The following is a 25,282-nucleotide window of genomic DNA, read 5'->3' on the forward strand; positions in this document are numbered from 1 at the left end:
ACAAATACCATCACTAAAGTTTGGCCGAAAATCTTTTTTTGTTGCGGCTACCTAGAGTAGGTTTGGAGCCTGGTCTTTTGGCTGGCGACAAATATTTCAGGTAGGGGACGACCCGGCCACCAAATATACTGGGCGCGTAACGGCCACTATTTCGCAGAGAAATATATTCCAGTGTTGTCAAACGAATTTCAGCCCGACGGTTTAGTTGCCGCTCTTCGGGCGAGTAATTGTATGCTGCTGGGCGTTGCGCACCATAGCTTATCAAGAACAATTTATTTGCGGGTATTCCATTCTTCGTCAAATAATCACAGGTCGCCTTAGCTCGTTCCCAGCCTATTCCTAAAAGATATTGCTCGCGATTAGGGTGACCAGGAGGAACTTCGGATGGCTCGGAATGGCCTTCTACAACAACGGCAAGGCTGTCCAGACCTTGTTGTGGAAAACTTTTAATTAGCTCATCAATTCGAGCTAAAAACTGCGGCCGTGGTGCAGAACGATTCGTATCAAAATACACTACGGGATTACCGTAATCGATACAGCAGCTATCAGAATAGACAGTATATAAATTTCGCACAAAGGCACTTGAATCGCTAAGTATACCGGGCACCGCATATTGGAGCTCTTCCACTTTGCGACCATCCTTATTTAGAATTACCTTATAAGATTGGCCGGTGTTCAGGTCAATTCTATACGCCCCATCTAATGCAGTTTGTGTGCGCGAGTTCGTTTCTGTAGAATCAGCAAACGCTTGACAAAAAATCAACTCCATCCCCGGAATTACTACTGTGCTATCCCGTGCGCTGAATACCCGGCCGTGGACCGTAACCACTCGTTTAGTCACTGGCGCGGCAACTTTTAACGCAGGTTCATTCCCAGTGGCAGGTACTGGCACCCTACCTGAATAGCAAGAATTCAGACCTGTTGCACCCAGCGATAATATGAGCAGCAAGCCATGTAACAAATAGCAGCGCGGGTTATTTTTTTTTAGGTTTCTGCTACTGGGCACTGCATTGAGGCGTAGATAACGGTTCGTGGTTGGCATGGCGGTGGAAATGGTCCACAAGATGCAACACTGCGCGGTAAAATGTACTGGCCACATATACGTCTATTCTTTTGCATAGTAGCTTTTTGTTTCCATTCTGTGACGAATACTCCCCCGCTTCCGGCCTCCCACACCTCTACTTCCTGGATTTTCCGCATGGCGTGGCGCGACAGCCGCCGCAGCCGGGCGCGGCTGCTGCTTTTCATGGCCAGCATTATCCTGGGCATCGCGGCGCTGGTGGGCATCAATTCCTTTGGCGACAACTTGGCCCGCAGCATTGCCGGGCAGGCGCGGGAGCTGCTCGGGGCCGACCTCGTGCTGAGCGCCAACCAGCCCTTCGATGCCAAGCTGGAGCCGACCCTTGCAACCCTCGGCACGGCCCAAACGCGGGAAATTTCCTTCGCCTCGCTGGTGCAGTTCCGGCCGGGCAAGGGCACGCGGCTGGCGCAGGTGCGGGCGCGCTCGGGCGGCTTCTTTTACGGCGACTGGGAGGTGCTGCCCAAAGCCGCGACCCAGCGCTTCGCCGACACGACCGCCGCGCCGGGCGCGCTGGTCGACGATGCTTTATTGGTGCAGTTCGGCGCTAAAATCGGCGATTCGGTGCAGGTGGGCCAGGTGGTGCTGCCCATCATTGGGCGCGTGCTGAAAACGCCGGGGCAGTCGGGCATCACCACGGCCGTGGCACCCACCGTGTTTCTGCCCCTGGGCCAGGTCACGGCCACCGGGCTGGTGCAGCGCGGCAGCCGGGTGAAGTACACCCGCAGCTACCAGTTTGCACCGGGCACCGATGTAGCAGCCATCCTCAAGCCCCTGCAGACCCGCCTCGACGCCGCCGACATCGACACCGATACCGTGGCCAGCCGCCAGCAAAGCACCGGCCGCGCCTTCGCCGACCTCACCCGCTACCTCAGCCTGGTAGCCTTTGTGGCGCTGCTGCTGGGCTGCGTGGGCGTGGCCAGCGCCGTGAACCTCTACGTGCGCGAAAAGCTGGCCGCCGTGGCCGTGCTGCGCTGCCTGGGCGCCAGCGGCAAGCAGGCGCTGCTGATTTACCTGATTCAAACGGCCGGCCTCGGCTTTATCGGGGCGGTGCTGGGGGCGGCGCTGGGGGCGGCCGTGCAGGGCCTGCTGCCCATGGTGCTGGGCGATTTCCTGCCCGTTGATATCACGGTGAGCATCTCGTGGGCCGCCATTGGTACGGGCCTGCTCACGGGGTTGCTGATGGCGGTGCTGTTTGCGCTGCTGCCGCTGCTGAGCATCCGGCGGGTGTCGCCGCTGCGGGTACTGCGTACGGCGTTTGAGGACGATACGACCGCGCCCGACCCGCTGCGGCTTGTCGTTATTGCCATCATCGGGGTGTTCATCCTCGCCTTCGCCTACGGCCAGACGCGCGACTGGAAGCTCACGCTGGGCTTCGGGGTGGGGCTGCTGGCGGCCTTCGGGGCGCTGGCCGGCCTGGGCCGCCTGCTGATGGGGGCCGTGCGCCGCTTCTTCCCCGCCGGTTGGGGCTACGTGTGGCGGCAGGGCCTGGCCAACCTCTACCGGCCCCAAAACCAGACGCTCACGCTGGTCACATCCATCGGACTGGGTACGTTTTTGCTGGCCACGCTTTTCCTCACCCAAGCTATGCTGCTGGGCCGCGTGCAGATTGCCGGCCAGAAATCGGCGGCCAATCTGGTGCTGTTTGATATTCAGCCCGAGCAGCGCGCCGGCGTAGAAGCCCTGCTGAAATCGCAGCAGCTGCCGGTGTTGCAGCGCGTACCCATTGTCACGATGCGCCTCACCGCCATCAACGGCACGTCCGTTTCCATTATCAAGAAGGATACGGCGCGGGGCATCCCCGTCTGGGCCCTCACCCGCGAGTACCGCGTCACGTTCCGCGACTCGCTGAACGCCTCCGAGAAGCTCACGACCGGCACCCGGCCCCTCATTGGGCCCGATAAAATCCCGCGCATCTCAGTGGAGCAGGGCTACCTGGAGCGCGTCAAGCTGAAGCTGGGCGATACGCTCGATTTCAACGTGCAGGGTCTGCCGCAGCGCACCATCATCGGCGGCACCCGCGAGATTGACCGCAGCCGGGTGCAGCCCAGCTTCCTGGTGATTTTTCCGGCCGGGGTGCTCGAAGGCGCGCCGCAGTTTGAAGTTGTGCTCACGCGCACGCCCAACACGGCGGCGCTGGCCCGCGTGGAGCAGGCGCTGGTGCAGCAGTTCCCCAACGTGTCGGCCATCGACCTGGGCCTGATTCTGACCACTCTGAACGACATCGTGGACAAAATCTCCTTCGTGATTCGCTTCATGGCGGGCTTTAGCATCCTCACGGGTCTGCTGGTGCTCAGCAGCTCGGTGGTTATCAGCCGCTACCAGCGGGTGCGCGAAAGCGTGCTGCTGCGCACGCTGGGCGCCAGCCGGGCCCAGATTCTGCGCATCACGCTGGTGGAATACGGCCTGCTGGGCCTGCTGGCGGCACTGGCCGGCATCGGGCTGGCCGTGCTGGCGGCGTGGGCGCTGGCCGTGTGGGTATTCGAGGCCAGCTTTGGGCCGGCGGTGCTGCCGCTGCTGGGCCTGGCGGGGCTGGTGACGGCGCTCACGGCGGGCATCGGCCTGTTTAATAGCCGCGATGTGCTGCGCCGCTCGCCGCTGGAGGTGCTGCGGGCCGAAGGCTGAGCATGGTTTAGCGGCCCGGCATCACGTCCTTAACGGTGCGGTGAAAGTGCTTCCGCCGCAGCTTCCGGCGCACATCGGCCGGAATGGGCCAGCCGTTGGCATAGCTGTTGAGAATGTTGGCTTCGCGCTGCGTGCTGTAGCGGGCCGACTTGACCAGCCCCACGGCGGCGGGGGCGGCCCCGGCCACCAGTCCGCTCACCGCGCCCGAAACGGTGGTTGAGGCGGCCATTTCGCCGGCGGCAGCCAGCAAAGCATCGGCACCGTGCCGACGCTGCACAAACAGCTTGTGCACCGCAAAAGCGGTATCGCGCCCTTGACCATGGACTGGCAGCGCAATACCACCCCACACCAAAACACTCAACATCAGGAATTTAATATTCAGCATTATGCTAATGCGCAGCTGGTACTGACCCATCCAAAGCGGAAGAGTGTCTGGCCAGGCCGCCGCAGAATTAGATGCCAGTCGGGACCCATTAGTTGCATGGCGGCAAGCCAACAATGCTTCGTTACCCGCTGCGATGCGTTGGGCCACCTGCCGCTGAAAAGGGTTCGGGTCGAGGAGTAGTACTGTTGAGAATGTATGTGTGTTGCGAGGACGGTTTACAGATGCGCCCCTATGGTTGCAATTGGCGCCAGCGCTTACAGAACGAGCTTCAGGAATTTCACATAAGTAGTCAGTCATAAGTACTCGGTAATCAGACAGAAATCAATTGACTGATTTTTTTGATAGCTGAAATCTGATTACTGACTACCTACTTAATCCTCGCCCGCCTTCCGGGCTGGGCTGGGTTATTATTTCGCGCCTTTCAGGACCAGCTGCAACAGAACGACACCGGCGGCAGATAATCGCACGGCTGCTTATTGCTCGTCCAGCGAGCGAAATTATCGTTGAATTAACAAAAAAATATTATTACAGCATTCTTTGATTAAGCATATTAATTAAATATAAATATTAGTCAAAAATGCGTGTAATAAAGCCAAATATCAACGGTAAATACCATAAATAATTGAAAATATAAACTTATACTATTTACTTCAATAGATGAGCTTACAACTGGCTTACAAGCATATTACCTTTTTATTGATTGTGTTTTGCCTATAGCTACCTGCAATATTGATTAGGACGCATATACTTGTGCAGCTTCTGCTAGTAAAATTTGCAATACTACCATTTCAACTGCATTTAGTACTAAATAAATCCTTTTCACATGAAACACTTTTCCTGTATCCACCGGCCGCCGCTTTTAAGGCCGATTCACGTTTGGGCGGTTCTGCTGCTGGCACTGCTGCTGGGCAATTTCCGGCCGGCCAAGGCCCAGTTTCCCCGCGTCGAGTCATTCCAGAACAACACGGCGGCGAGCTTTACGCTGGGTGGCACGGCTACGCTCACGGCCGCTACCAGCACCGACCCCAACGGAGCGGGCTACCTGCGCCTGACCGGGGCCACCACCAACCAATCGGGCTTTGCCATCGACCAGGGCGCATTTCCGGCCCCCAACGGCTTCAGCATCTCCTTTGAGTTCTTTGCCTACGGCGGCACCGGGGCCGACGGCTTTTCGGTGTTTCTCGTGGATGCCGACCAGACCACGGCGGCTTCGTTTACGCCGGGGGCCTCGGGGGGCTCGCTGGGCTATGCGCAGAAAACGGTGGCTCCGCTCAGCAACGGGGTTCCCTTCGGCTACATCGGCATCGGCATCGATGAGTTCGGTAACTACTCCAACGCCACCGAAGGCCGGGTGGGCGGCATCAACACGCCGGAGCTAACCCCCAACGCCGTGGCCCTGCGCGGCGCGGGCAACGGCAACGGCACCACCCAGTATCCTTACCTAACCGGCACACCCACGCTGCCTTTCCCCCTCGACGTGCCCACGGTGCGGGCCCAGGCGGGCGCGGCCGACTACCGCCGCGCCTACATCGATGTGGTGCCCACCAACGGCACCTACCGCATCACCGTACGCATTCAGCATGGCTACAGCGTGGCCACGGCCGTGCGCAACTTCATCGTGCCCCGCCCGCCCAACAACCTGCGCGTTGGCTTCGCGGGCTCGACGGGTGGCAGCACCAACGTGCACGAAATCCGCAACCTGGCCATTCGGCAAGCGCCTACGCTCGACGACGACGTGGCCAGCACGGTCTACAATCAGGCCGTTTCAATTAACGTGCTCAGCAACGACGTTTTCTCCTACGCCAACTACGCGCCGGGCAGCGTCGACCTCGACCTCACCCAGGCCGGCATTCAATCGACGCTGACGGTGCCGGGCCAGGGCACGTTTGTGGTAACGGCGGCGGGCGTGGTCACCTTCACCCCCAGCGGCACGTTTGCGGGGGTGGTCACGGTGCCCTACACGGCCAACGACGTGCTGGGCGAAACGGGCTTTCCAGCCAATATCACGGTCATTGTGCGGGGTGCCGACATTGCCAACAGCGTGAGTGGTCCCACGGCCACGGCCCCCGGCAGCCAGGTGCAGTACAGCATGACCACCGCCAACCTGGGCTCGCTGCCGGCCACCAATGTGGTACCCAAACTGCAGCTGCCCACCGGCCTGACCGGCGTGGTGGTGAGTAGCGGCAGCTACGCGGCGGGCTCCGGCCTCGTCACGTTTGGGGCCATTGCCAATCTGGCGGCGGGCGGCGTCCCGGTGACGAACACGGTCAGCTTCACGGCCCCGGCCACCGGGTCGGTGACGGGCACCACCGCCAACACCGCCACCGAGCCCGACCCGGTGAGCGCCAACAACACGGCCGCCATTACAACCCTGATAAGCGGCCTGGTGAACGTGGGCGGCGTGTGCGCCACCCCCGGCAACGATGGCGTGGCCAGCCTGGGCGCCACCTCAGCCCCTAATACATACTTTCCGGGCCTGCTGACTACCACCGTGGGCGGCACCACCAGCATCACGCTGGGGCCGGCCCTGACTGGCACCGGAGCCAGCACCACGCCCATCGCGGCCGGCGACCTGGTACTGGTGATGCAGATGCAGGGGGCCTCGCTGAACACCACAAATGCCGCCAGCTACGGCAACGGCGGCAGCCAGGGCAAGGGCAACCTGACCGGCAGCGGCGACCAGTTCACGGCCGGCCTCTACGAATACGCGGTGGCTACCAGCGCCGTGGGTACCACCGGCGGCATCCTCACGCTGAACCAGGCCCTGGGCAATGCCTACGATAACCTCGACTTCAACGCCAGCAGCAACCCCACCGGGCAGCGACGCTTCCAGGTAATCCGGGTGCCGCAGTACTCGGCCCTGGCCGTAGCCGACTCGGTAGCGGGTGCCGCCTGGAACGGCAGCGCGGGCGGCGTGCTGGCCCTCGATGTGGCCGGCCGCACCACCTTCGGCGCCAATGCCCGCCTGACCATGACCGGCCGGGGCTTCCGCGGAGGGGGTGGCAAGCTTTACAGCGGGACGGTTAGCACAGCATTCGCTAACACCGATTTCAACCAATTGAGCAGCCTCACAACTCTGGGCACGGGCGGAGCCAAGGGCGAAGGCACCGCCGGTACGCCTACGTATGTTAACGGTGGCTACACGTCACTTATTAGCACCATACTACAGGGCTACCGCAACGGCAGCAACGGCCGGGGCGCGCCCGGCAACGCCGGCGGCGGCGGCACCGACCTCTTGCCCAGCAACAACGCCCGCAACACCGGCGGCGGCGGCGGGGCCAATGGCGGCGAAGGCGGCGACGGCGGCTATGGCAACGGCTACGCCGGCAACGTGAGCGACAACGCCCAGGGTATTGGCGGGGCGGCCTTCGGCGCTTCGCAGGGCCGGCTAACGATGGGCGGCGGCGGCGGGGCCGGCGTGGCCAACGACAACGGGCTGGCCAGCGGCGGCAACAGCGGCGGCGGCATCATCATGCTGCGCACGGGGGCCATTGCCGGCACCGGCGCGGTGCGGGCCAACGGCCTGGGCGCGGCCACCACTACCCTCGACGGGGCCGGCGGCGGCGGCGCGGGCGGCTCGGTGCTGCTGCTGGTGAGCAACGCCACCACGCTGAGCAACCTCACGGTGGCGGCCCGCGGCGGGCGCGGCGGCAATGCCAACATGAGCGGCGCGGCCTTCGGCCCCGGGGGCGGCGGCGGGGGCGGCGTTATTCTGGCCGATGGCACGGTGGCGGCGGCGTCAGTGGCTGGTGGGGCCAACGGCACCACCGGCGGCACCACCAATGCCTTCGGGGCCACGGCGGGCACGGCGGGCGTCAGCATGACCAATGCCCTTACCAGCGGCTCGGGCACCACGGCCTGCCTGCCGGCGCTGACGGTGGCAATGAGCACGGCTACGCCCAACGTCACCCGCACCGGCGCGGCGGCCGGACCGGTGAATCCGGCGCTTTATGTCCTCAATATCTCTAATACCGGTGGTACGGCCACGGGCGTCAGCGTACTGGGCAGCCTGCGCAACAACCTGTTCAAGTACGACGGCACCTACCAGCCCACCGCCACGCTCACCCTGGCCGACGGCAGCACCTCCACCCCTACCGGCTTCACGCTGCCCGCCAGTGGTGTCAGCCAGCCAGTATTCAGCGGCTTCAGTATCCCGGCCGGGGCGCGGCTCGCACTCACTTTCCGGGCCACGATTGATGCCACGGCCCTGAACGGCGTGGCGTATCGCGCCTCGGCCACGGTGAGCTATGACAACCCGCTACGCACGTCCGTGGCCACGGCCACTGTGCAGCCCGGCGAAAACTACGCCGGCGGCACCGACACCAGCCAGGGCACTGCCATCGGCAGCAACTACGCCGGCGGCGCGGGCACCCCCGAAAACGTGACCATTCAGGCCCCGCTGCCGGTGGTGCTGGTTCGCTTCACGGCCGTAGCCGCCCGCGCCGACGCGCAGCTCCGGTGGCTGACCGCCAGCGAGCACAACAGCGACCGTTTCGTGGTAGAGCGCAGCCTGGACGGCCAGCGCTTTGCCGAAATCGGCTCCGTACGCAGCCAGCGCGAAAGCACCAGGCCCAACGACTATGAGTTTACGGATGCAGGCGCGGCCCGCGCCGTGGCCACCGGCAAGTCGGTATACTACCGCCTGCGGCAGGTCGATTACGATGGCACCACCAGCTACTCGCCGGTGCGCGTGGTCGTGTTTGGGGCGCAAAGTGCCGCTACGGTATATCCTAACCCGGCCGGCATCTCGGCCACGCTCGACCTGAGCGGCCTGCCCGCCGGCGACTATTCGGTGCAGATACTTGACCTGACCGGCCGCCAGGTGGCGCTATACACCCTGCCCGGTGCCGGCCAGCACCCGCTCGATTTGCAGCCGCTGGCCGCTGGCACCTACATGGTGCGCGTGCGCGGCGGGGCCATCAGCCAGTCGCTGCTGCTGACGCGGGAGTAGCCGCGTTGCCGCATCGCAGAAAAGGCCCTGGGAAATCCTCAGGGCCTTTTTTTGTGATTTCAGTGCGCTTGACCAAGGGCCTGGACGTGCTGATTAAACGGGTGCCAATCATAGCACGGGCCGCGACATGGCGCATGGTTTACCGCGGATGGAATGGTGGACTGATTTCAGCCCGCTCAGCCCCAGCCCGATGCCAGTGCTTTGGCACGGAAGCGGGCCGGGCCCTGGAGTATATTTGGGCATAATCCCCTGCCCTATGTCAAAGCTGATTTTCCTGTTTACCATTCTGGTTTGCCAACTGCCCGCGCTGGCCCAGCAAGCCCCCAAAAAGCCGCTCGACCATTCCGTTTATGACAAGTGGGAGAGCGTGGCCAACGCCAAAATCAGCCCCAACGGAAAGTACGTGCTCTACCAAGTGAAGCCGCAGCAGGGCGACGGCACGCTTTACCTCAAAACCTACGATAACCGCCCGCTGGCCAGCATCAGCCGGGGCGACTCGGCGGCGTTTTCGGCCGATTCGAAGTTCGTGGTCTTCCCCATCAAGCCGCCTTATGCGCTGGTGCGGCAGGCCAAAATCAAGAAGAAAAAGCCCGACGACATGCCCAAGGATTCGCTGGGCGTGTTTGCCCTCGAAACCGGCAAGCTCACCAAATACGCCAACGTGAAGTCGTGGCAGCTGGCTGAGAAAGCCCCCGTGCTGGCATTCCTCGGCAACAAGCCTGCGCTGAAGGAGGCGAAACCCACCGCCCCGGCCGATACGCTGAAGAAGCTCACCGACGGCCTGCTCGGGGCTAACAAAGCCGGTGCGCCCCTCACCGTGGTGAGCCTGCTCACGGGCAAAGGCCGCGAGTTCGCGGCCGTGACCGACTACCAGCTGAGCAAGCCAGGCAACCGTGTGGCCTTTGCCGTCCTGGCCCCCAAAGGCAGCAAGGATGTGCAGTCGGGCCTGTTCGCGTTCGATGTGGCCGCCGGCTCAATCAAGAAGCTGAGCAGCGGCAAGGGCACCTACAAAAACCTGGCGTTTGACGACGCGGGCCGGCAGCTGGCGTTTGCGGCCGAGAAGCACCCCGAAAAGGCACTGGTGAAGCCGTTCAGCCTGTACTATTCGGACTTTACGAAAGACACGGCGGCCATTGTTATACGGCCGGGCGACAAGGCACTGAAGGCGAACTGGTCACCGAGCGGCTTCGGCAAAATTCAGTTCAGCGAGAACGGCGAGAAGCTGTTTTTTGGCACCGCGCCCGACCCGCTGCCGCAGGATACCACGCTGGTGGAATTTGAGCACGCCAAGCTCGACATCTGGAACTACAAGGACGACTACCTGCAGCCCATGCAGCTGAAGACGCTGAAGAAAGACTTGCAGCGCAACTACCTGGCCGTCATCTATCCCAGGCAGGCCAACAAGTTTGTGCAGCTGGAAGATGAGTACCTGCGCGACTCCTACCTGGCCGACAACACCAACGCCGAGTACGTGCTGGCCACCACCGACACGGCCAAGCGCATCTCGATGCAGTGGGAAGGCAACACCCGCAAGCAAGCCTACTTGGTTTCCACCCGCACCGGCCAGCGCGTGGCCATCAACCCGAAAGCCTCGAAGAGCCGCTTTCAGATTTCGCCCCACGGCGACTACGGCCTGTGGTACGACGACGCGGCCAAGGCCTGGTTTGCCTACTCGGTGGCCACCCGCCAGACCGTGAACCTGACCAGCAAAGCCGGCGTGAGCTTCGCCGACGAGGAAAACGACTCCCCCACCGACCCCGAGCCCTATGGCGTGGCCGCCTGGACCAAAAACGACGAAGCCGTGCTGCTCTACGACCGGTACGACATCTGGAAAATCAACCCCAAAACTGGTAGTGCCACTAACTTCACCGCCGGCCTGGGCCGCCAGCAGAAGCTGCGCTTCCGCTACCGCCTGCCGGTAGAAAAGCAGAAGTTCATCGAGCCCAAGGAGGAGCTGCTGCTGCTGACGCAGAATGACGTGGACAAAACCTGGGGCTACTACCGCAAGCCCCTCGCCGGCACCAAGGCCCCCGAGCGCCTGGCCATGGCCCCCATGGCCTACTCGAACGTAGAGCAGGCCAAAAACGCCCGCCGCTACATCTACACGAAATCGAGCGTAAGCCAGCCGGCCGACGTGTACGTGAGCGCCGACCTGCAAAAGGAAACCAGGCTCAGCGCTATTAATGCCCAGCAAAAGGACTACAACTGGTTCACGGCCGAGCTCGTGCACTGGACCACCCCGCAGGGCCACGCCGCCACCGGCGTGCTCTACAAGCCCGAAAATTTCGACCCCACGAAGAAGTACCCGATGATTTCGTACTTCTACGAAAAGCTCTCCGATGGCCTCTACCGCTACCAGGCGCCCGCCCCCACACCCTCGCGGCTCGATATTGCGATGTTTGCCAGCAACGGCTACCTCGTTTTCACGCCCGACATCAGCTACACGGTGGGCGAGCCCGGCCCCTCGGCGATGGAGTACATCAACTCCGGCGTGGAGGCATTGAAGAAGAATAATTGGGTTGATGCCGCGCACCTCGGCCTGCAGGGCCAGAGCTGGGGCGGCTACCAGGTGGCCTACCTCATCACCCAGACCAACATGTACGCCGCCGCCTGGGCCGGCGCGCCCGTCGTGAACATGACCTCGGCCTACGGCGGTATCCGCTGGGAATCGGGCATGAGCCGGCAGTTCCAGTACGAGCGCACCCAGAGCCGCATCGGCGGTACGCTCTGGGAGAAGCCCGAGCTCTACATCCGCAACTCGCCGTTGTTTTCGCTGCCCAAGGTGCAGACGCCGGTGGTCATCATGTCGAACGATGCCGACGGGGCCGTGCCGTGGTACCAAGGCATCGAAATGTTCACCGACCTGCGCCGCCTGGGCAAGCCCGTGTGGCTGCTGCAATACAACGGCGAGGCCCACAACCTGGTGAAGCGCGAAAACCGCAAGGATATCTCCATTCGCGAGCTGCAGTTTTTCGACCACTACCTCAAAGGCCAGCCCGCCCCCGTGTGGCTCAGTACCGGCGTGCCCGCCGTGGAAAAAGGCCGCAACTGGGGCCTGGAAACGTCGAAGGGAGCGGGGTTGTAAAGTTGTAAAGGGGAGAAGTGGGCTGCGCCGGACTGGCCGGACTGGCGCGAGTTTAGCGGAGCGTAACTCGTGCCGGCTTTCCGGGCGAGGCTGTGCCTCGCATCAGAACGGCCCGGTAGCGCGGCCCCACCAATACGGTGCGGCCCCGGCTTGCCGCTGGCGCGGCAGTGGAGGCTCAGCCTCCACATCATGGCAGGTCACGAGTTACGCTCCGCTAAACTCGCGCCAGTAGCGAACTACGCTGTGCTCCCATCAGCTGGAAAAATACTTTACCTGCTTGTTTAATGTATATTACAACCCCTACCGCGCAGTTTTCTGGCTGCGCCTGGCTGTTTAGCCAAGCGCATTTCCACCTTTCCCGCCCTTTCCATGCTTCCTGAAACATCGCCCCCATTTTCTACCCCACCCCCTACCGACCCGGCCCCGGCCTCGTCCATATTCAGCACGCTGGGGCAGGATGCGCTGGCGGGCATGGTGGTGTTTCTGGTGGCGCTGCCGCTGTGCCTGGGCATTTCGCTGGCCTCGGGTGCGCCGCTGCTGGCGGGCATCATTACCGGCATTGTGGGTGGGGTGGTGGTGAGCTGGCTCAGCGGCTCGCACCTGAGCGTGAGCGGGCCGGCGGCTAGTATCACGGTCATTATTCTGTCGGCCATTGCGTCGCTGGGCTCGTTTCAGGCGGTGATGGCGGCTACCATCGTGGCGGGGGTGGTGCAGATGCTGCTGGGCGCGGCGCAGGCGGGGATTATCGGGCTATATTTTCCGTCGGGCGTTATTCGCGGCATGCTGGCCGCCATTGGCCTGATTCTGATAATGAAGCAGATACCCCATTTTATGGGGGCCGACAGTGATTACTTCGAGGACAGCACTTTCTACCAGGCCGATGGGCAGAACACGTTTTCGGCCATTGTGTCGGCGTTGCGGCACCTGAGTCCCAGCGCGACGCTGGAGGGCTCCGTGTCGCTGCTGCTCATGCTGGTCTGGGACCGGCCCTGGCGGCAGCGGTTTGGGCCATTGCGGCGCATACCGGCGGCGCTGGTGGTGGTGGTGGTGGCCATTGGACTCAACCAGTTGCTGGGCCATTTCTCGCCCGCTCTGGCCGTGCGGCCCGAGCACCTGGTGCACCTGCCGGTGGTGTCGTCGCCCAGCGAGCTGGTGGGCGAATTGATGTTTCCCAACTTCCGCGATTTCCTGAACCCGGACGTTTACCTGGTCGGCCTTACCATTGCCGTGGTGGCCTCGCTGGCCACCCTGCTCAGCGTGGAAGCCGTGGATAAGCTCGACCCGCAGCACCGCCAGACGCCGCTCAACCGCGAGCTGCTGGCCCAGGGCGTGGGCAACATCGTGAGCGGCCTGCTGGGCGGCCTGCCCATGACGGCCGTTATCGTGCGCTCGTCGGCCAACCTGGATGCCGGCGCCCAAACCCGCCTCTCGGCCTTCATTCACGGGGTGCTGCTGCTGGTGAGCCTGCTGTTTCTGGCGCAGGTGCTCAACCTGATTCCGCTCTCGGCCATGGCGGCGGTGCTACTCATCGTGGGCTACAAGCTCACCAGGCCGGCCCTTTACCTACGGCAGTGGCGGCTGGGCTGGATGCACTTCCTGCCCTTCATCGTGACCATCCTGGCCATTCTGTTTCTGGATTTGCTCAAGGGCGTGGGGCTGGGCCTGGTGGTGGGCATCTTCTTTATCCTTAAAGCCAATGCCAAGCAGGGCTACTTCCTGCATCACCACCTGCCCGCGCACGCCCCCGGCACCGTGTACCTGCGCCTGGCCGAGCATGTGTCCTTCCTCAACAAAGCCGGCATCATCAGCGAGCTGCATAACCTATCGGCCGGTGCCCACGTCGTGCTCGACGGCACCCAAACCGTAGAAATCGACCACGACGTGCTCGAAGCCATCGAGGAATTCCGCCTGCTGGCTCCTTCGCGGCGCATCACGCTGGAGCTGCTGGGCATCGAGCAAGTGGCGCTGAAATAGTCAGGCCAGGTTACTAGGTAGCCGCGTAGCGGTGGCAGAAATGCGGGGAAGCCCCACACGAATCTGTCGCCGCTACGCGGCTTTGCTCCTTTCGGACTCCGTTATTCTCCGCATTTGGTCCTCGTCGCCACTGCCGCTACGGAAAGTGGCAACGGCCGCTGCAGGCATTACGGGCTGAAGGGTAAAACGCCTTGGGTAGGTTGCCCCGCGCTGTCCGCGCCGCCGCTCCTACGCAGCGTGGGCGGGGTCTGGCCATGCGCGACCTAACTTCGAGCCAGTCAATGAGCTTACTTGGTGCTTGTTTGATTTCCCTCATCTCCCTTATGCCTGCCGCTATCCGATTCGCCAAACGCCTTTGCATCGCCCTGCTTTTCGCGTCCGGCGCGGCGCGGGCCCAACAGCTGACCCTGGTGCACGCCAACGTAGTGGACGTGGCCACGGGCACCATCCGACCCGACATGACGGTGGTTATCACCGGCAAACGCATTGCCCGGGTGAGCCCTTCGGCCCGCGTCAATCCCCAGGTCGGCAAAGTGGTCGATGCCACCGGCCAATACCTCATCCCGGGGCTGTGGGACATGCACACCCACATCTACTTCGACGGGACGGCCGCCGCCGGTACCAACCTGATTTTGCCCCTGCTGCTGGCCAACGGCATCACCGGCATCCGTGACATGGGCAGCGAGCTGGATTCGATACTGAAAGCCCGGGCCGACGTAGCCGCGCACCGCTTGCTCGGACCGCGCCTGGTGGTGAGCGGCCCCATGCTGGACGGCCCGAAATCGCCCTACAAGGCCTCCATCGCCATTGCCACGCCGGAGGATGGCCGCCAGGCGGTGGACCGCCTCAAAGCGCGGGGCGTCGATTTCATTAAAGTGCAGTCGCTGGTGCCCCGCGAGGCCTATTTCGCCATCGCGGCCGAAGCCCGAAAAGTCGGCCTTGCCCTGGACGGCCACGTACCCGACGCCGTGCGGGCCACCGAAGCCCTCACGGCGGGCCAACGCTCCTTCGAGCATCTGATTGGCATTTTTGAAGCCAGCTCGACGGCCGAGGACGCCTACGTGGCCGGCCAGGAGAAATCACCCGGCCGGCTGCTGGCCACCTACGATGCCCCCCGCGAAGCCGCCATTATCCGGCAGCTGGCGGCGCACCCGCAGGTGTGGCAATGCCCCACCCTGTTCTGGGAGCGCGGCCAGTGGCTGGTCGATTCCATTGATTGGCGCAAAGACCCCGACCTGGCCTACGCCGGCCACAGCTGGGTGGCGCAGCGCTGGCCCAAGGCCCAAACCAACATTGCCCGCACCCTCGATACCGAGCCGCTGCCGGTGCGCGCCCGCTTCGTCACCCACGAGCTCGACTTGGTGCGCAAGCTGCAAGCGGCGCACGTAGGCTTCCTGGCCGGCACCGACACCCCGGCGGGCGTCGACCTGATTCCCGGAGCCAGCCTGCACCTGGAGTTGCAGCGCTTCGTAGCGGCTGGCTTCACGCCCCTCGAAGCCCTGCAAACCGCCACCCTGAACCCGGCAAAGTTTTTCAAGCAGGAGGCCGATTTCGGCACCGTACAGGCCGGCCGCCTGGCCGACCTCGTGCTGCTCAGCGCCAACCCGCTCGCCGATATCACCAACACCCAGCGCATCGTGGGCGTGCTGGCCGACGGGCAGTACTTCTCACGGCAGGCCCTGGATAAACTGCAGAACCATCTGAAGCAGGTAGCGGCTGGGAAATAATCGGTGCCGGGCTGCGCCACCGCCGCGACGGGGCGTGTCGGCAGCTGCGGCAGGGGCTACTCCGCCAGCCGGTAAGCCGTGCTGCGCCCACCGGGCGCTTCCTTCACCAGAATCTGCTGCTCTGTGAGCGCCTGAATATCCCGCGAGGCCGTATCCTGCGAGCAGTTGGCAATGGCCGCCCACTTCGAGGAAGTGAGCTTGCCCTCGAAGCCATCGAGCAGCAGGTTGAGCAGCTTTTGCTGCCGGGCATTGAACTGCCGGGGCGCGTGCCGCTCCCAGAACCGGGCCTTGGCCAGCACCTGCGCCAAGGTATGTTCCGTAGCCGCCAGCGCCCGGCCCAGGCAGCCCAGAAACCATTCCAGCCACGCCGTAATATCGAGGCCGCCCTTTTGCACCGCTTCCAGTTGCGCATAATACGTCGCCCGCTCGACCCGGATTTGGGCCGAGAGGCTGTAGAAGCGTTGCGCCGTGCCATCGGCCCGCGCCAGCTGCAAGTCGGTGATGGCCCGCGCCAGCCGCCCGTTGCCGTCCTCGAACGGGTGAATGGTGACGAACCACAGATGCGCCACTGCCGCTTTGAGCACCGCATCCAGCCCCGCCGGGCCATTGAACCACGCCAGGAACCGCGCCATTTCCGCTTCCACCACACCCGCGTCGGGGGCCTCAAAATGGATTTGCTCCCGCCCGGCCGCGCCCGAAACCACCTGCATCGGCCCCTTGCGCCCGGTGCGCCACGCGCCCACCACAATGCGCTGCAAGCCGCTACGGCCTGCTGGAAACAGCGCCGCCTGCCAGCCGAACAGTCGCTCTGCCGTCAGTTCCTCCTTGAATTCCTGGGTAGCATCGAGCAGCATTTCCACCACGCCGTCCACGCGGCGCTCGGCTGGCACCAGCCCGCCCACGTCCAGCCCCAGCCGCCGCGCCAGCGACGACCGCACTTGGTCGGCCGCCAGCACCTCCCCTTCTATTTCACTGGATTTCAGCACGTCCAGCGTCAGCGTCTGGAGCGTTGCCTGCGCTTTCGCCGAGAAGTCGAGCGCCTCCATGTGCCCTAACACGCGCCCTTGCTGGTGCCGCACTGCGCCCAGCAGCAGCTCCAGTTGCTCATGCTGCCAGGTGAAATGGGGCCACTCGGGGCGCTCATAGATGTACATGGGTATTCTCCGCAGGTTATGCGGTGAATATAGGGGTTATTCTCCGCATCGGTCCTGCACCCCCGCCGCGACGGGGCGTGTCGGGCGCCGCGGCAGGGGCTTAAGATTCAAAGAATCAGGAATGCTTACTTTGCATCATGCATTTCCTTTCTAAACAGGCTCGAATCTCGTTTCTGAGCTTATTTCTGCTGACTGGCTGCCAAGACAAATCGACTGACACAGCGCAAAGTGTTACCAAGCCACATACCGCTATTGATTCAGTGACTTCGCCTCGCCCGGCGGCTACACCAGTCACTTCAGCAGCCGACGCTATTACCCAGCAGATGCGGCCACTTTTGGGTGGCGCATGGCTAAACACAACATACGCCGCTTATTTGCAAAAAACCCGTTCGCCCCGGCGAGCACAAGGGCATTGGGACACTAGCGGCATCACGGAAATACTGATTGACTCACTATCTTTTAAAGGCGACAGTATGGCTGTCGCAATAGGCGCTGCCAATCATGAAGGACTTCCGTTGCGCTATGTTCACCTGCGAAAGAGCACAGCAGCTAATTCATGGCCCACTACGTCTAATGCCGAGGAAATTGGAGATGACCTGCTTGAAATAAGCTTTCGACACCAAATTCATAATGCAGATACGCTATTGTATCTCGACCAACGAAATAAAAAAACGGGACGTGTTACAACTACTGCATTTCAGCGGTTACGCGGCTCCTCGGGCGCGGGTGCAGCCCTGCAAAGCCCACCGCTTCAAATCCCATTATCTCGTTTTGTCAACGGTTTGTCTTTTGCTGGAACTCATTCAATGAACGATTCTACCGGCCGTGTTTCTTCCGTGCATTTCACGGCAGATGGAAACGTGCAGGGTTTGCCAGGGTACAAAACGTATCAGGTAAATACTGACTTCGAAGGACCATTCCACGAACTCGACACCGTATTTTTAGATATCTACAAGAAAACGCAAGCCGAATTTGCCTTTGCTGCAAATGGTGATACCATCCGGCTATACACCGTGCATGATGATACCACTACTTATAAGCGTCAACGCGGGCGCTTGCGCTACACGTTAATTCGGAAAAGCCGAAATTAACGGTGAGGGCAAAAGCCCCCGCCCGCTCCGGCCGTACCTTTGCGGCCTATGAACCTGTTATCCGCCGAGAACATCTCGAAGAATTACGCCGACCGCTGGCTGTTTCAAAACCTCAACTTCGGCCTGCAACAGGGCCAGCGCGTGGCCTTTGTGGGCATCAACGGCACCGGCAAAACCACGCTCATGCGCGTGCTGGCCGGCCTCGAAAACCCCGATACCGGCTCGGTGAGCGTGCGCAAGGGCATCCGCGTGACGTACCTGGGCCAGCAGCCCGTGTTCGACGAAAGCCTGACCGTGGAAGAAACCATCTTCGCCAGCCAGAACGACACGCTCAAGGCCATCCAGGAGTACGAGCACGTCATCAACGACGAAAACCACAAGCCCGACGACCTCCAGCGCGTGCTGGAGCGCATGGATTCGCTGAACGCCTGGGACTACGAAGCCCAGGTGCAGCAGATACTAGGCAAATTGGGCATCCTCGGCGAACTGCTCCAGCGCAACGTGAGCATGCTCTCGGGCGGGCAACGCAAGCGCGTGGCCCTGGCCCGCGTCCTCATTGAGGAGCCCGACGTGCTGCTGCTCGATGAGCCCACCAACCACCTGGACCTGGCTACCATCGAGTGGCTCGAAAACCGCCTGAACTCGCCCAACCTCACCCTGCTGATGGTGACCCACGACCGGTACTTTCTGGACAAGGTGGCCAATGAAATCGTGGAGCTCGACAAGGGCCAGATGTACCGCTACCAGGGCAACTACGCCTATTTCGTGGAGAAAAAGGCCGACCGCGAAATGCGCGAAACCGTGGAAGTGGAGAAGGCCCGCCAGCTCTTCAAAAAGGAGCTCGACTGGATGCGCCGCATGCCCCAGGCCCGCGGCACCAAGCAAAAAGCCCGCATCGACGCCTTCTACGTCACCAAGGAAAAGGCCAGCACCAACCTCAACAAGCAGCAGATTGAGCTGAGCGTGAAAACCACCCGCCAAGGCGGCAAAATCATCGAAGCCCACAACCTGACCAAGAAATTTGGCGACCTTACCGTGCTCGACGATTTCAACTACGTGTTCAAGAAAAAGGACCGGATTGGCCTCGTCGGCCCCAACGGCGTGGGCAAATCCACGCTCATGAACATGCTCACCGGCAAGCTCCAGGCCGACAGCGGCACCATTGAGGTGGGCACCAACACCGTGTTCGGCTACTACACCCAGACCGAGCTGGAATTCGACCCCACCCAGCGCGTCATCGACATCGTGAAGGAAGTGGCCGAAGTAGTGGAGCTCGCCAACGGCGACGTGCTCACCGCCAGCCAGTTCCTCAACCTATTCCTGTTCCCGCCCGCCCAGCAGTACACGCTGGTAAGCAAGCTGAGCGGCGGCGAAAAGCGCCGCCTGCAGCTGCTGCGCGTGCTCATCAAGAACCCCAACTTCCTCATTCTCGACGAGCCCACCAACGACCTCGACCTGGGCACGCTCAACATCCTGGAAGACTTCCTGATGCACTTCACCGGCTGCCTGCTCATCGTGAGCCACGACCGGTACTTCCTCGACCACCTCGCCGAGCACCTCTTCGTGCTCGAGCCCGGCGGGGCCATTCTCAACTTCCCCGGCAACTACACCGACTACCGCGACTACCTCGAAGAGCGCGAAACCGAAGCCGCTCTGGTTGAAGAAGAAAAAGCCGCCAAAGCCGCCCGCGCCGCCGCCAAACTAGCCGCGCCGGTAGCCGTGAGCACGGCCGTAGCCCCCTCGCCCGCCAAGCGCCGCGCCACCTTCGCCGAGAAGAAAGAGTACGAGCAGCTCGAAAAAGCCATGGCGATGCTGGAAACTGAGAAGGAGGAAATCACCGCCAAGCTGAACGGCGGCAGTGGCTCGCCGCAGGACTTCGCCGCCTGGGGCGCGCGGTTAGCGGCCATTGAAAAAGAGCTGGGCGAGAAGGAAGAACGGTGGCTGGAACTGGCCGACCTCGGGTAAACGCCACCCCAAACCGGCTCATTAGAGCAGTTTTCGGGATTGTGTACAACTTAGGAGGCCAGCAGGCAGTAGCGCGAACTTTGTAGTTCGCGTCCCCGCGCCGTTAGAACTACGCTGACGGCGCGGGGACGCGAACTACAAAGTTCGCGCTACGTGTACACGAACCTGAAAACTGCTCTAAGTAGGTAGTCAGTAATAAGCCAATGCCTCATAAAAACAATAGCCCCGGCAAGTTGCCGGGGCTATTGTTTTTAACCAAACAGCTGAACTAACACGGCGGCGGCAACCAATAGGCCGCTTATTATTAATCCGTTTCGTTGAGATTTTTTCTGATGGCGGGCGCTTTCAATCAGCCAGGTAGAAGGCGATGTTTGCATAGCAGTAAAGGAGTTAAGAGTGGAAAGGAATCGAAAGGTACGGTAAACGCTATGGCATTCAGCAATTATTTACTATTGCCGTTTGCGCACCTGGGCGAACTCCAGCGGCACCATGCTGCTTCCTACCGGGGCCTTCACGACCAGGCCATCGGCGGCGTCGTAGCGCGGAAAATAGAGGTAGCCGCGCACCTGCTGGCCGGGCGCGAGGGTGACTTTGCGCAGGGCATATTCCTGGAGGTGAGCCGCACGCTGCTGCAGTACCTCGGCGGTCACGGCATGCTCAACTTTGGAGGCCGTTGAAACAACGTTGTAGACTACGGCAGCATTTTGAATGGCGGCGCGGCTCTGGTACTGCGCCACAGTTTCGCGCTGGTTGATGCTAACCACCGTAGAAACGAGGCTGGCCGTAGTCAGCGCCACGCCCAGCCAGTCGACGCGGGCGGCTTTAGCCGCTTCCTTATCGGCAGTGGCGTGCAACATCGTGATTTCGGGTTCGGGGTCGAAGGCGGCCACGGCGGTGGGCGGCAGCGGGGGCAGCGGCAGGGCCAGGCTGGCAGCGGCCACGGCCGCCGTTACTTCGGTGCCCGGCAGCGGCTTGGGGCGGCGGCCCTTTAAGTCATCCGTGGCAGTGGTTACCCGGCTGGCTTCGTACTGGAAGGCCGCCGGGTCCACGACCAGCGCGTGGCGAGTGGGGTTGCGGTATTCGGCCTCGAAAACGACCCGCGTGGGCTCGTAGCACACAAAGCTCAGGCGCACTTCCACGCTGTCGGCCACGGCCTGAGCCTGTTCGCGGCCTTCGACGAAAAGGCCGGTGGCCCGGGTGGGTTTCAGCCCCAGCTGATAGGTGGGCGCGCAAGCCGTAGCCAGCCCGGCAAGCGCCAGCCAGCGCAACGAACGAATGTAAAAAGGCAGCATAAAACTGACGACTTAGTGAAAGCTTCCGAACGGAAGATGCGCCCGGTCCGGGCATGGTTGCACGGCGCCGGAAAATTATTCCCCCAAAGTACGCAGTGCCGTCGGGAGCTGAAAATCACCGCCCTCACCGGCCTCCAAAGGCCAGTGGCGGCGCACCGCAGCCAAAGGCACCGGCCCGAATACGTGGGCAAAATGCTGCTGCCGGCCCGCCACCCACTCGCGCTCCACGCGCACGCCAGCGGCGGCCAGGGCGGCTTCGTCCCACTCCAGCAAAAGCAAATCGGCCCGCCCGGTATAGTACCGGCGGGCCGTTTCAAGAATCTGGTGCTGCTCGGAGGAATGAATAAAGCCTTCGGCAGCCAGGTCGGCGCTGGCGAAAAAGCCGGTTTGCTGGGCATGGTGCCAGTCGGCAGGCTCGGCGAGACGATAAAGCATTTTGCAAATTATAAATTTTGAATTATAAATTATAAATGGGGTTCAGCCATCAAATGCTTGCTGCGCAAATTTATAATTTATAATTCATAATTTATAATTCAAAGCCTACGCTTTCCACAGCTCCTGCTGCACCTGCTTGCCCACGGTGAGCATGATGCGTACCGGGTTCGGAATCAGCGTGATGCGGGCTTCCTTGCCGGGGTATTTCTCCGAATCAACCCACACGCCTTCTTTGGGCGTGGGCGTGGAGCCGGGGTTGCTGGGCAGGTAGGCGGTGGGCAGCAGCACGTCAGTGTCCGATTTCAGGTCGGTGTGCACTTTGTCGAGCGCCGTTTCCAGGAAGTCGCCGTACTCGTCGTTGAAGTCGTCTTCGAGGTCGTGCAGGGCTTCTTCCACTTCGTCGTAGCGGGCGTCGTCGTATTTAAGGGTGTGCAGCTCGGCCTTTTTTTCAATCAGGGCCACGAGGGCGAGGTTCAGTTCTTCGGTATTCATGGGGGCGCTAAGGCAGATGATTGGGCACAAAAATGGGAATGATTTGCTAAACGCGCGCCGTTGGGGCTCCGGGTTTGGGCTGGTTTTAGCCAATTGTCGCCCCAAACCAATGAAAGCCGTATTTTTACCCAGTCATTCACCCCGCCAATTTTCCCTTCCCACCCATGCAAACCATGACCTCGCCGGCAGTGCTGGCCCAGCCCGCCCAGGATTTCCTTCCCCTCAAAGGCACCGATTACGTCGAATTCTACGTCGGCAACGCCAAGCAGTCGGCCTACTTTTATCAGGCGGCGTTTGGCTTCGAGCTGGTGGCCTACGCCGGCCCCGAAACGGGCCTGCGCGACCGCGCCAGCTACGTGCTGCAGCAGGGCAAAATCCGCCTCGTGCTCACTACTTCCCTCCTGCCCGATTCTGAGATTACCCGCCACGTAGCCCAGCACGGCGACGGCGTGAAGGTGATGGCCCTGTGGGTGGACGATGCCCGCCAGTCGTGGGAAGAAACCACCAAGCGCGGCGCCAAATCGGCCTTCGAGCCCTATACCATTGAGGATGAGCACGGCAGCGTAACGCTATCGGGCATTTATACCTATGGCGAAAGCATCCACACCTTCGTGGAGCGCACCAACTACAGCGGTCCGTTTATGCCCGGCTACGTGGCCAAAAGCAGCCTCGTGCCGCAGGGCGCGCCGGTGGGCCTGCTGCACGTCGACCATTGCGTGGGCAACGTGGGCTGGGGCGAAATGAACCAGTGGGTGAAGTTTTACGAGGACGTGATGGGCTTCAAGCTGCTGCTCACCTTCGACGACGAAGACATTTCGACCGAGTATTCGGCCCTGATGAGCAAGGTAGTTTCCAACGGCAACGGCTACGTAAAATTCCCCATCAACGAGCCCGCCGAAGGCAAGAAGAAGTCGCAGATTGAGGAATACCTCGACTACTACCACTCGCCCGGCGTGCAGCATATCGCCATCGCCACCAGCGACATCCGTGCGACCGTGACCGAGCTGCGCCGCCGCGGCGTGGAGTTCCTGAGCGTGCCCGGCGCTTATTACGAGGACCTGCTGGAGCGCATCGGCGCGATTGACGAGGACCTGGATTCGCTGAAAGCCCTGAACCTGCTGGTGGACCGCGACGAGGAAGGGTATCTGCTTCAGATTTTCACCAAGCCCGTGGAGGACCGGCCCACGGTGTTCTATGAAATCATCCAGCGCAAAGGGGCCAAGAGCTTCGGCAAAGGCAATTTCAAGGCGCTGTTTGAGAGCATCGAGCGCGAGCAGGCGCTGCGGGGCAACTTGTAAGCCCGCTGCTGGCCGACGGCAGCTCCCGGAACGTCATGCTTCATCTTGCGTCCGCGCAGTCGAAGCATCTCTACCGCGCAAGTAATTAGTTTAGGACTTACGCACTTTCAGCCCCGTAGGGGCGACATATCGATAGTAACTTGCTGATGTTGAACAAAAAGCCCCGTAGGGGCGGCATTCGTTGAGTCGCCTGGCGAGTGTCGCCCCTACGGGGCTTTAATGTTATATTATCAATTACTTACTACCAATATGTCGCCCCGCTGGGGCTGGAAGTGCGTAAGTCCTATAGTTACTATTGCGGTAGAGATGCTTCGACTGCACGGACGCAAGATGAAGCATGACGTTTTGCTTTCAAGACCATGGTCAAAACCGCTACTTTTTTCCTGCTCATGCTGGTTCTCACGGCCGCTTCGGCCCGTGCCCAAAGCGGCTGCACCGACCCGCGCGCCACCAACTTCAACCCCACCGCCACCGTCAACGACGGCTCCTGCCAGTACGCGGGCACCAGCACGGCGCTGGTAACCAAGGCTGCGCTGGCCAGCGCCGTGCCCGAATCGTCGGGGCTGCAATTCACCGGGCAGGCGCTGTGGACGTTCAACGACAGCGGCAACGCGCCGGTGCTCTTTCGGGTCGATTCGGCCTCGGGCAACGTGCTGCAACAGGTCCGCATCACCAATTTCCCGAACGTGGACTGGGAGGACATCGCCGCCGATGCCCAGTACCTGTATGTGGGCGATTTTGGCAACAACAACGGCAACCGGCGCGACCTGCGGGTGCTGCGGGTGCTGAAATCGGCCATCGGTATGGCGGCCTCTGACTCGGTGACTGCCGAAGAAATTGCCTTCAGCTACCCCGACCAAACCACTTATCCCGTCAGCACCAACAACCATAACTTCGACTGCGAGGCATTTTTCTATTTCAACGATTCGCTGCACCTCTTCACCAAGAACTGGGCCGACCACCAAACCAAGTACTACACCATTCCGGCGCAGCCCGGCGCGTGCATTGCCCACCTCAAAGGCACCTTCAATGTGAACGGCCTGATTACCGCCGCCGATATCAACCCCGCCGGCTCGGCCGCGGGCCTGCTGGGCTACAACAGCAGCAACGGGGCCACCTTTCTGTGGCTGCTGTCGGACTTTCAGGGTGGCCGGTTTCTGCAGGGCAACAAGCGCCGGATTGAGCTGCCCAATGCCCTGGTTATTGGCCAGGCCGAGGGCCTCTCGTTTATTGACCGCTACCGCGTGTTTATTTCCAACGAGCGCCTCACCACCTTTTTCACGGTGCCGCAGCGGCTATACGCCCTCAATACGAGCCGCTGGCTGGCCCCGGCCGTGCCCACGGGCACCCGCAGCCGGCGCGGCCGGGTGAGCGGCTTCATCATTGCCCCCAACCCGGCCGGCCCCAGCGTGCGCCTTGAGCGGGCCGACGGCCCACCCGGCAACCTCGCCCTCACGCTACGGGATTTGCAGGGCCGCACCATCCTCAAAACCCGCATGGCGGCGGCCGAAAAAACCGTGGAAATAAACACGTCGCAGGTGGCAGCCGGCATGTATCTGCTGACTATTGACGCTGAGGCCGGTACATTTTCGAGAAAAATAGAGATTCCGTAGGGGTGTACTGGCAGTGAGCTGATTGCCGGCCTCCACCCGCCGGCGCAGGGGCCGCGTGCCGGTTTTTCATCCAAACCTCTTTCCTTTACGGCCGTTTCTGAGCTGACCAACCCTCCT

The 25,282-nt window shown here is 61.8% G+C and carries 16 protein-coding genes; 9 read left to right on the forward strand and 7 right to left on the reverse strand.

The window, feature by feature from the left end; all coding sequences use genetic code 11:
* Positions 1-13 precede the first annotated feature (13 nt).
* Positions 14-1,042 carry an OmpA family protein gene (locus tag HBN54_RS11605; RefSeq protein ID WP_168673377.1) on the reverse strand — a complete coding sequence of 343 codons (1,029 nt, stop codon included), beginning with the start codon at positions 1,040-1,042 and terminating at the stop codon, positions 14-16.
* A 99-nt stretch (positions 1,043-1,141) separates the two neighbouring features.
* Between HBN54_RS11605 and HBN54_RS11610 the strand changes: the two genes are divergently transcribed.
* Positions 1,142-3,703, forward strand: coding sequence for an ABC transporter permease (locus HBN54_RS11610; RefSeq protein ID WP_317170211.1), 2,562 nt, complete (start codon positions 1,142-1,144; stop codon positions 3,701-3,703).
* A gap of 7 nt (positions 3,704-3,710) precedes the next feature.
* On the opposite strand, the gene HBN54_RS11615 is transcribed toward HBN54_RS11610, so the two are convergent.
* Entirely contained in the window at positions 3,711-4,088 is a 378-nt protein-coding gene (locus tag HBN54_RS11615) for a hypothetical protein (RefSeq protein ID WP_168673378.1), read from the reverse strand.
* An 823-nt stretch (positions 4,089-4,911) separates the two neighbouring features.
* On the opposite strand from HBN54_RS11615, the gene HBN54_RS11620 reads away from it, so the two are divergent.
* The 4 genes from HBN54_RS11620 to HBN54_RS11635 all read left to right on the forward strand — a co-directional run bounded on the left by HBN54_RS11620 (position 4,912) and on the right by HBN54_RS11635 (position 15,825).
* A complete protein-coding gene (locus HBN54_RS11620) occupies positions 4,912-9,039 on the forward strand; it encodes a T9SS type A sorting domain-containing protein (RefSeq protein ID WP_168673379.1) in 4,128 nt (1,375 codons plus the stop codon).
* A gap of 256 nt (positions 9,040-9,295) precedes the next feature.
* A complete protein-coding gene (locus HBN54_RS11625) occupies positions 9,296-12,124 on the forward strand; it encodes an alpha/beta hydrolase family protein (RefSeq protein WP_168673380.1) in 2,829 nt (942 codons plus the stop codon).
* 369 nt (positions 12,125-12,493) lie between these two features.
* Positions 12,494-14,098: a SulP family inorganic anion transporter gene (locus HBN54_RS11630; protein WP_168673381.1), complete on the forward strand. Its 1,605-nt coding sequence runs from the start codon at positions 12,494-12,496 to the stop codon at positions 14,096-14,098.
* A 323-nt stretch (positions 14,099-14,421) separates the two neighbouring features.
* Positions 14,422-15,825: an amidohydrolase family protein gene (locus HBN54_RS11635; RefSeq protein WP_168673382.1), complete on the forward strand. Its 1,404-nt coding sequence runs from the start codon at positions 14,422-14,424 to the stop codon at positions 15,823-15,825.
* A gap of 56 nt (positions 15,826-15,881) precedes the next feature.
* Here the strand turns inward: HBN54_RS11635 and HBN54_RS11640 are convergent, their stop codons facing one another.
* Positions 15,882-16,979: a Fic family protein gene (locus HBN54_RS11640; RefSeq protein ID WP_168673383.1), complete on the reverse strand. Its 1,098-nt coding sequence runs from the start codon at positions 16,977-16,979 to the stop codon at positions 15,882-15,884.
* Positions 16,980-17,116: 137 nt separating this feature from the next.
* Between HBN54_RS11640 and HBN54_RS11645 the strand changes: the two genes are divergently transcribed.
* Positions 17,117-18,070 (forward strand): hypothetical protein, encoded by a 954-nt coding sequence (locus HBN54_RS11645; protein ID WP_168673384.1) that lies wholly within the window; start codon positions 17,117-17,119, stop codon positions 18,068-18,070.
* Between the two features lie 48 nt (positions 18,071-18,118).
* A complete protein-coding gene (locus HBN54_RS11650) occupies positions 18,119-20,035 on the forward strand; it encodes an ABC-F family ATP-binding cassette domain-containing protein (protein ID WP_168673385.1) in 1,917 nt (638 codons plus the stop codon).
* Positions 20,036-20,286: 251 nt separating this feature from the next.
* Here the strand turns inward: HBN54_RS11650 and HBN54_RS23830 are convergent, their stop codons facing one another.
* The 4 genes from HBN54_RS23830 to HBN54_RS11665 form a co-directional block, all read right to left on the reverse strand.
* Positions 20,287-20,412 (reverse strand): hypothetical protein, encoded by a 126-nt coding sequence (locus HBN54_RS23830; protein WP_262888271.1) that lies wholly within the window; start codon positions 20,410-20,412, stop codon positions 20,287-20,289.
* Positions 20,413-20,484: 72 nt separating this feature from the next.
* On the reverse strand, positions 20,485-21,327 hold the full coding sequence (locus tag HBN54_RS11655) for a hypothetical protein (RefSeq protein ID WP_168673386.1): 843 nt from the start codon (positions 21,325-21,327) through the stop codon (positions 20,485-20,487).
* 75 nt (positions 21,328-21,402) lie between these two features.
* Entirely contained in the window at positions 21,403-21,762 is a 360-nt protein-coding gene (locus HBN54_RS11660; protein ID WP_168673387.1) for a DUF952 domain-containing protein, read from the reverse strand.
* A 105-nt stretch (positions 21,763-21,867) separates the two neighbouring features.
* Positions 21,868-22,254 carry a hypothetical protein gene (locus HBN54_RS11665; RefSeq protein ID WP_168673388.1) on the reverse strand — a complete coding sequence of 129 codons (387 nt, stop codon included), beginning with the start codon at positions 22,252-22,254 and terminating at the stop codon, positions 21,868-21,870.
* Between the two features lie 164 nt (positions 22,255-22,418).
* Between HBN54_RS11665 and hppD the strand changes: the two genes are divergently transcribed.
* A complete protein-coding gene (hppD, locus tag HBN54_RS11670; protein WP_210428043.1) occupies positions 22,419-23,552 on the forward strand; it encodes a 4-hydroxyphenylpyruvate dioxygenase in 1,134 nt (377 codons plus the stop codon).
* 359 nt (positions 23,553-23,911) lie between these two features.
* A complete protein-coding gene (locus HBN54_RS11675; RefSeq protein ID WP_168673389.1) occupies positions 23,912-25,165 on the forward strand; it encodes a T9SS type A sorting domain-containing protein in 1,254 nt (417 codons plus the stop codon).
* Positions 25,166-25,282: the final 117 nt, after the last annotated feature.

This window comes from Hymenobacter artigasi, assembly GCF_012275535.1.
GTDB lineage: Bacteria > Bacteroidota > Bacteroidia > Cytophagales > Hymenobacteraceae > Hymenobacter > Hymenobacter artigasi.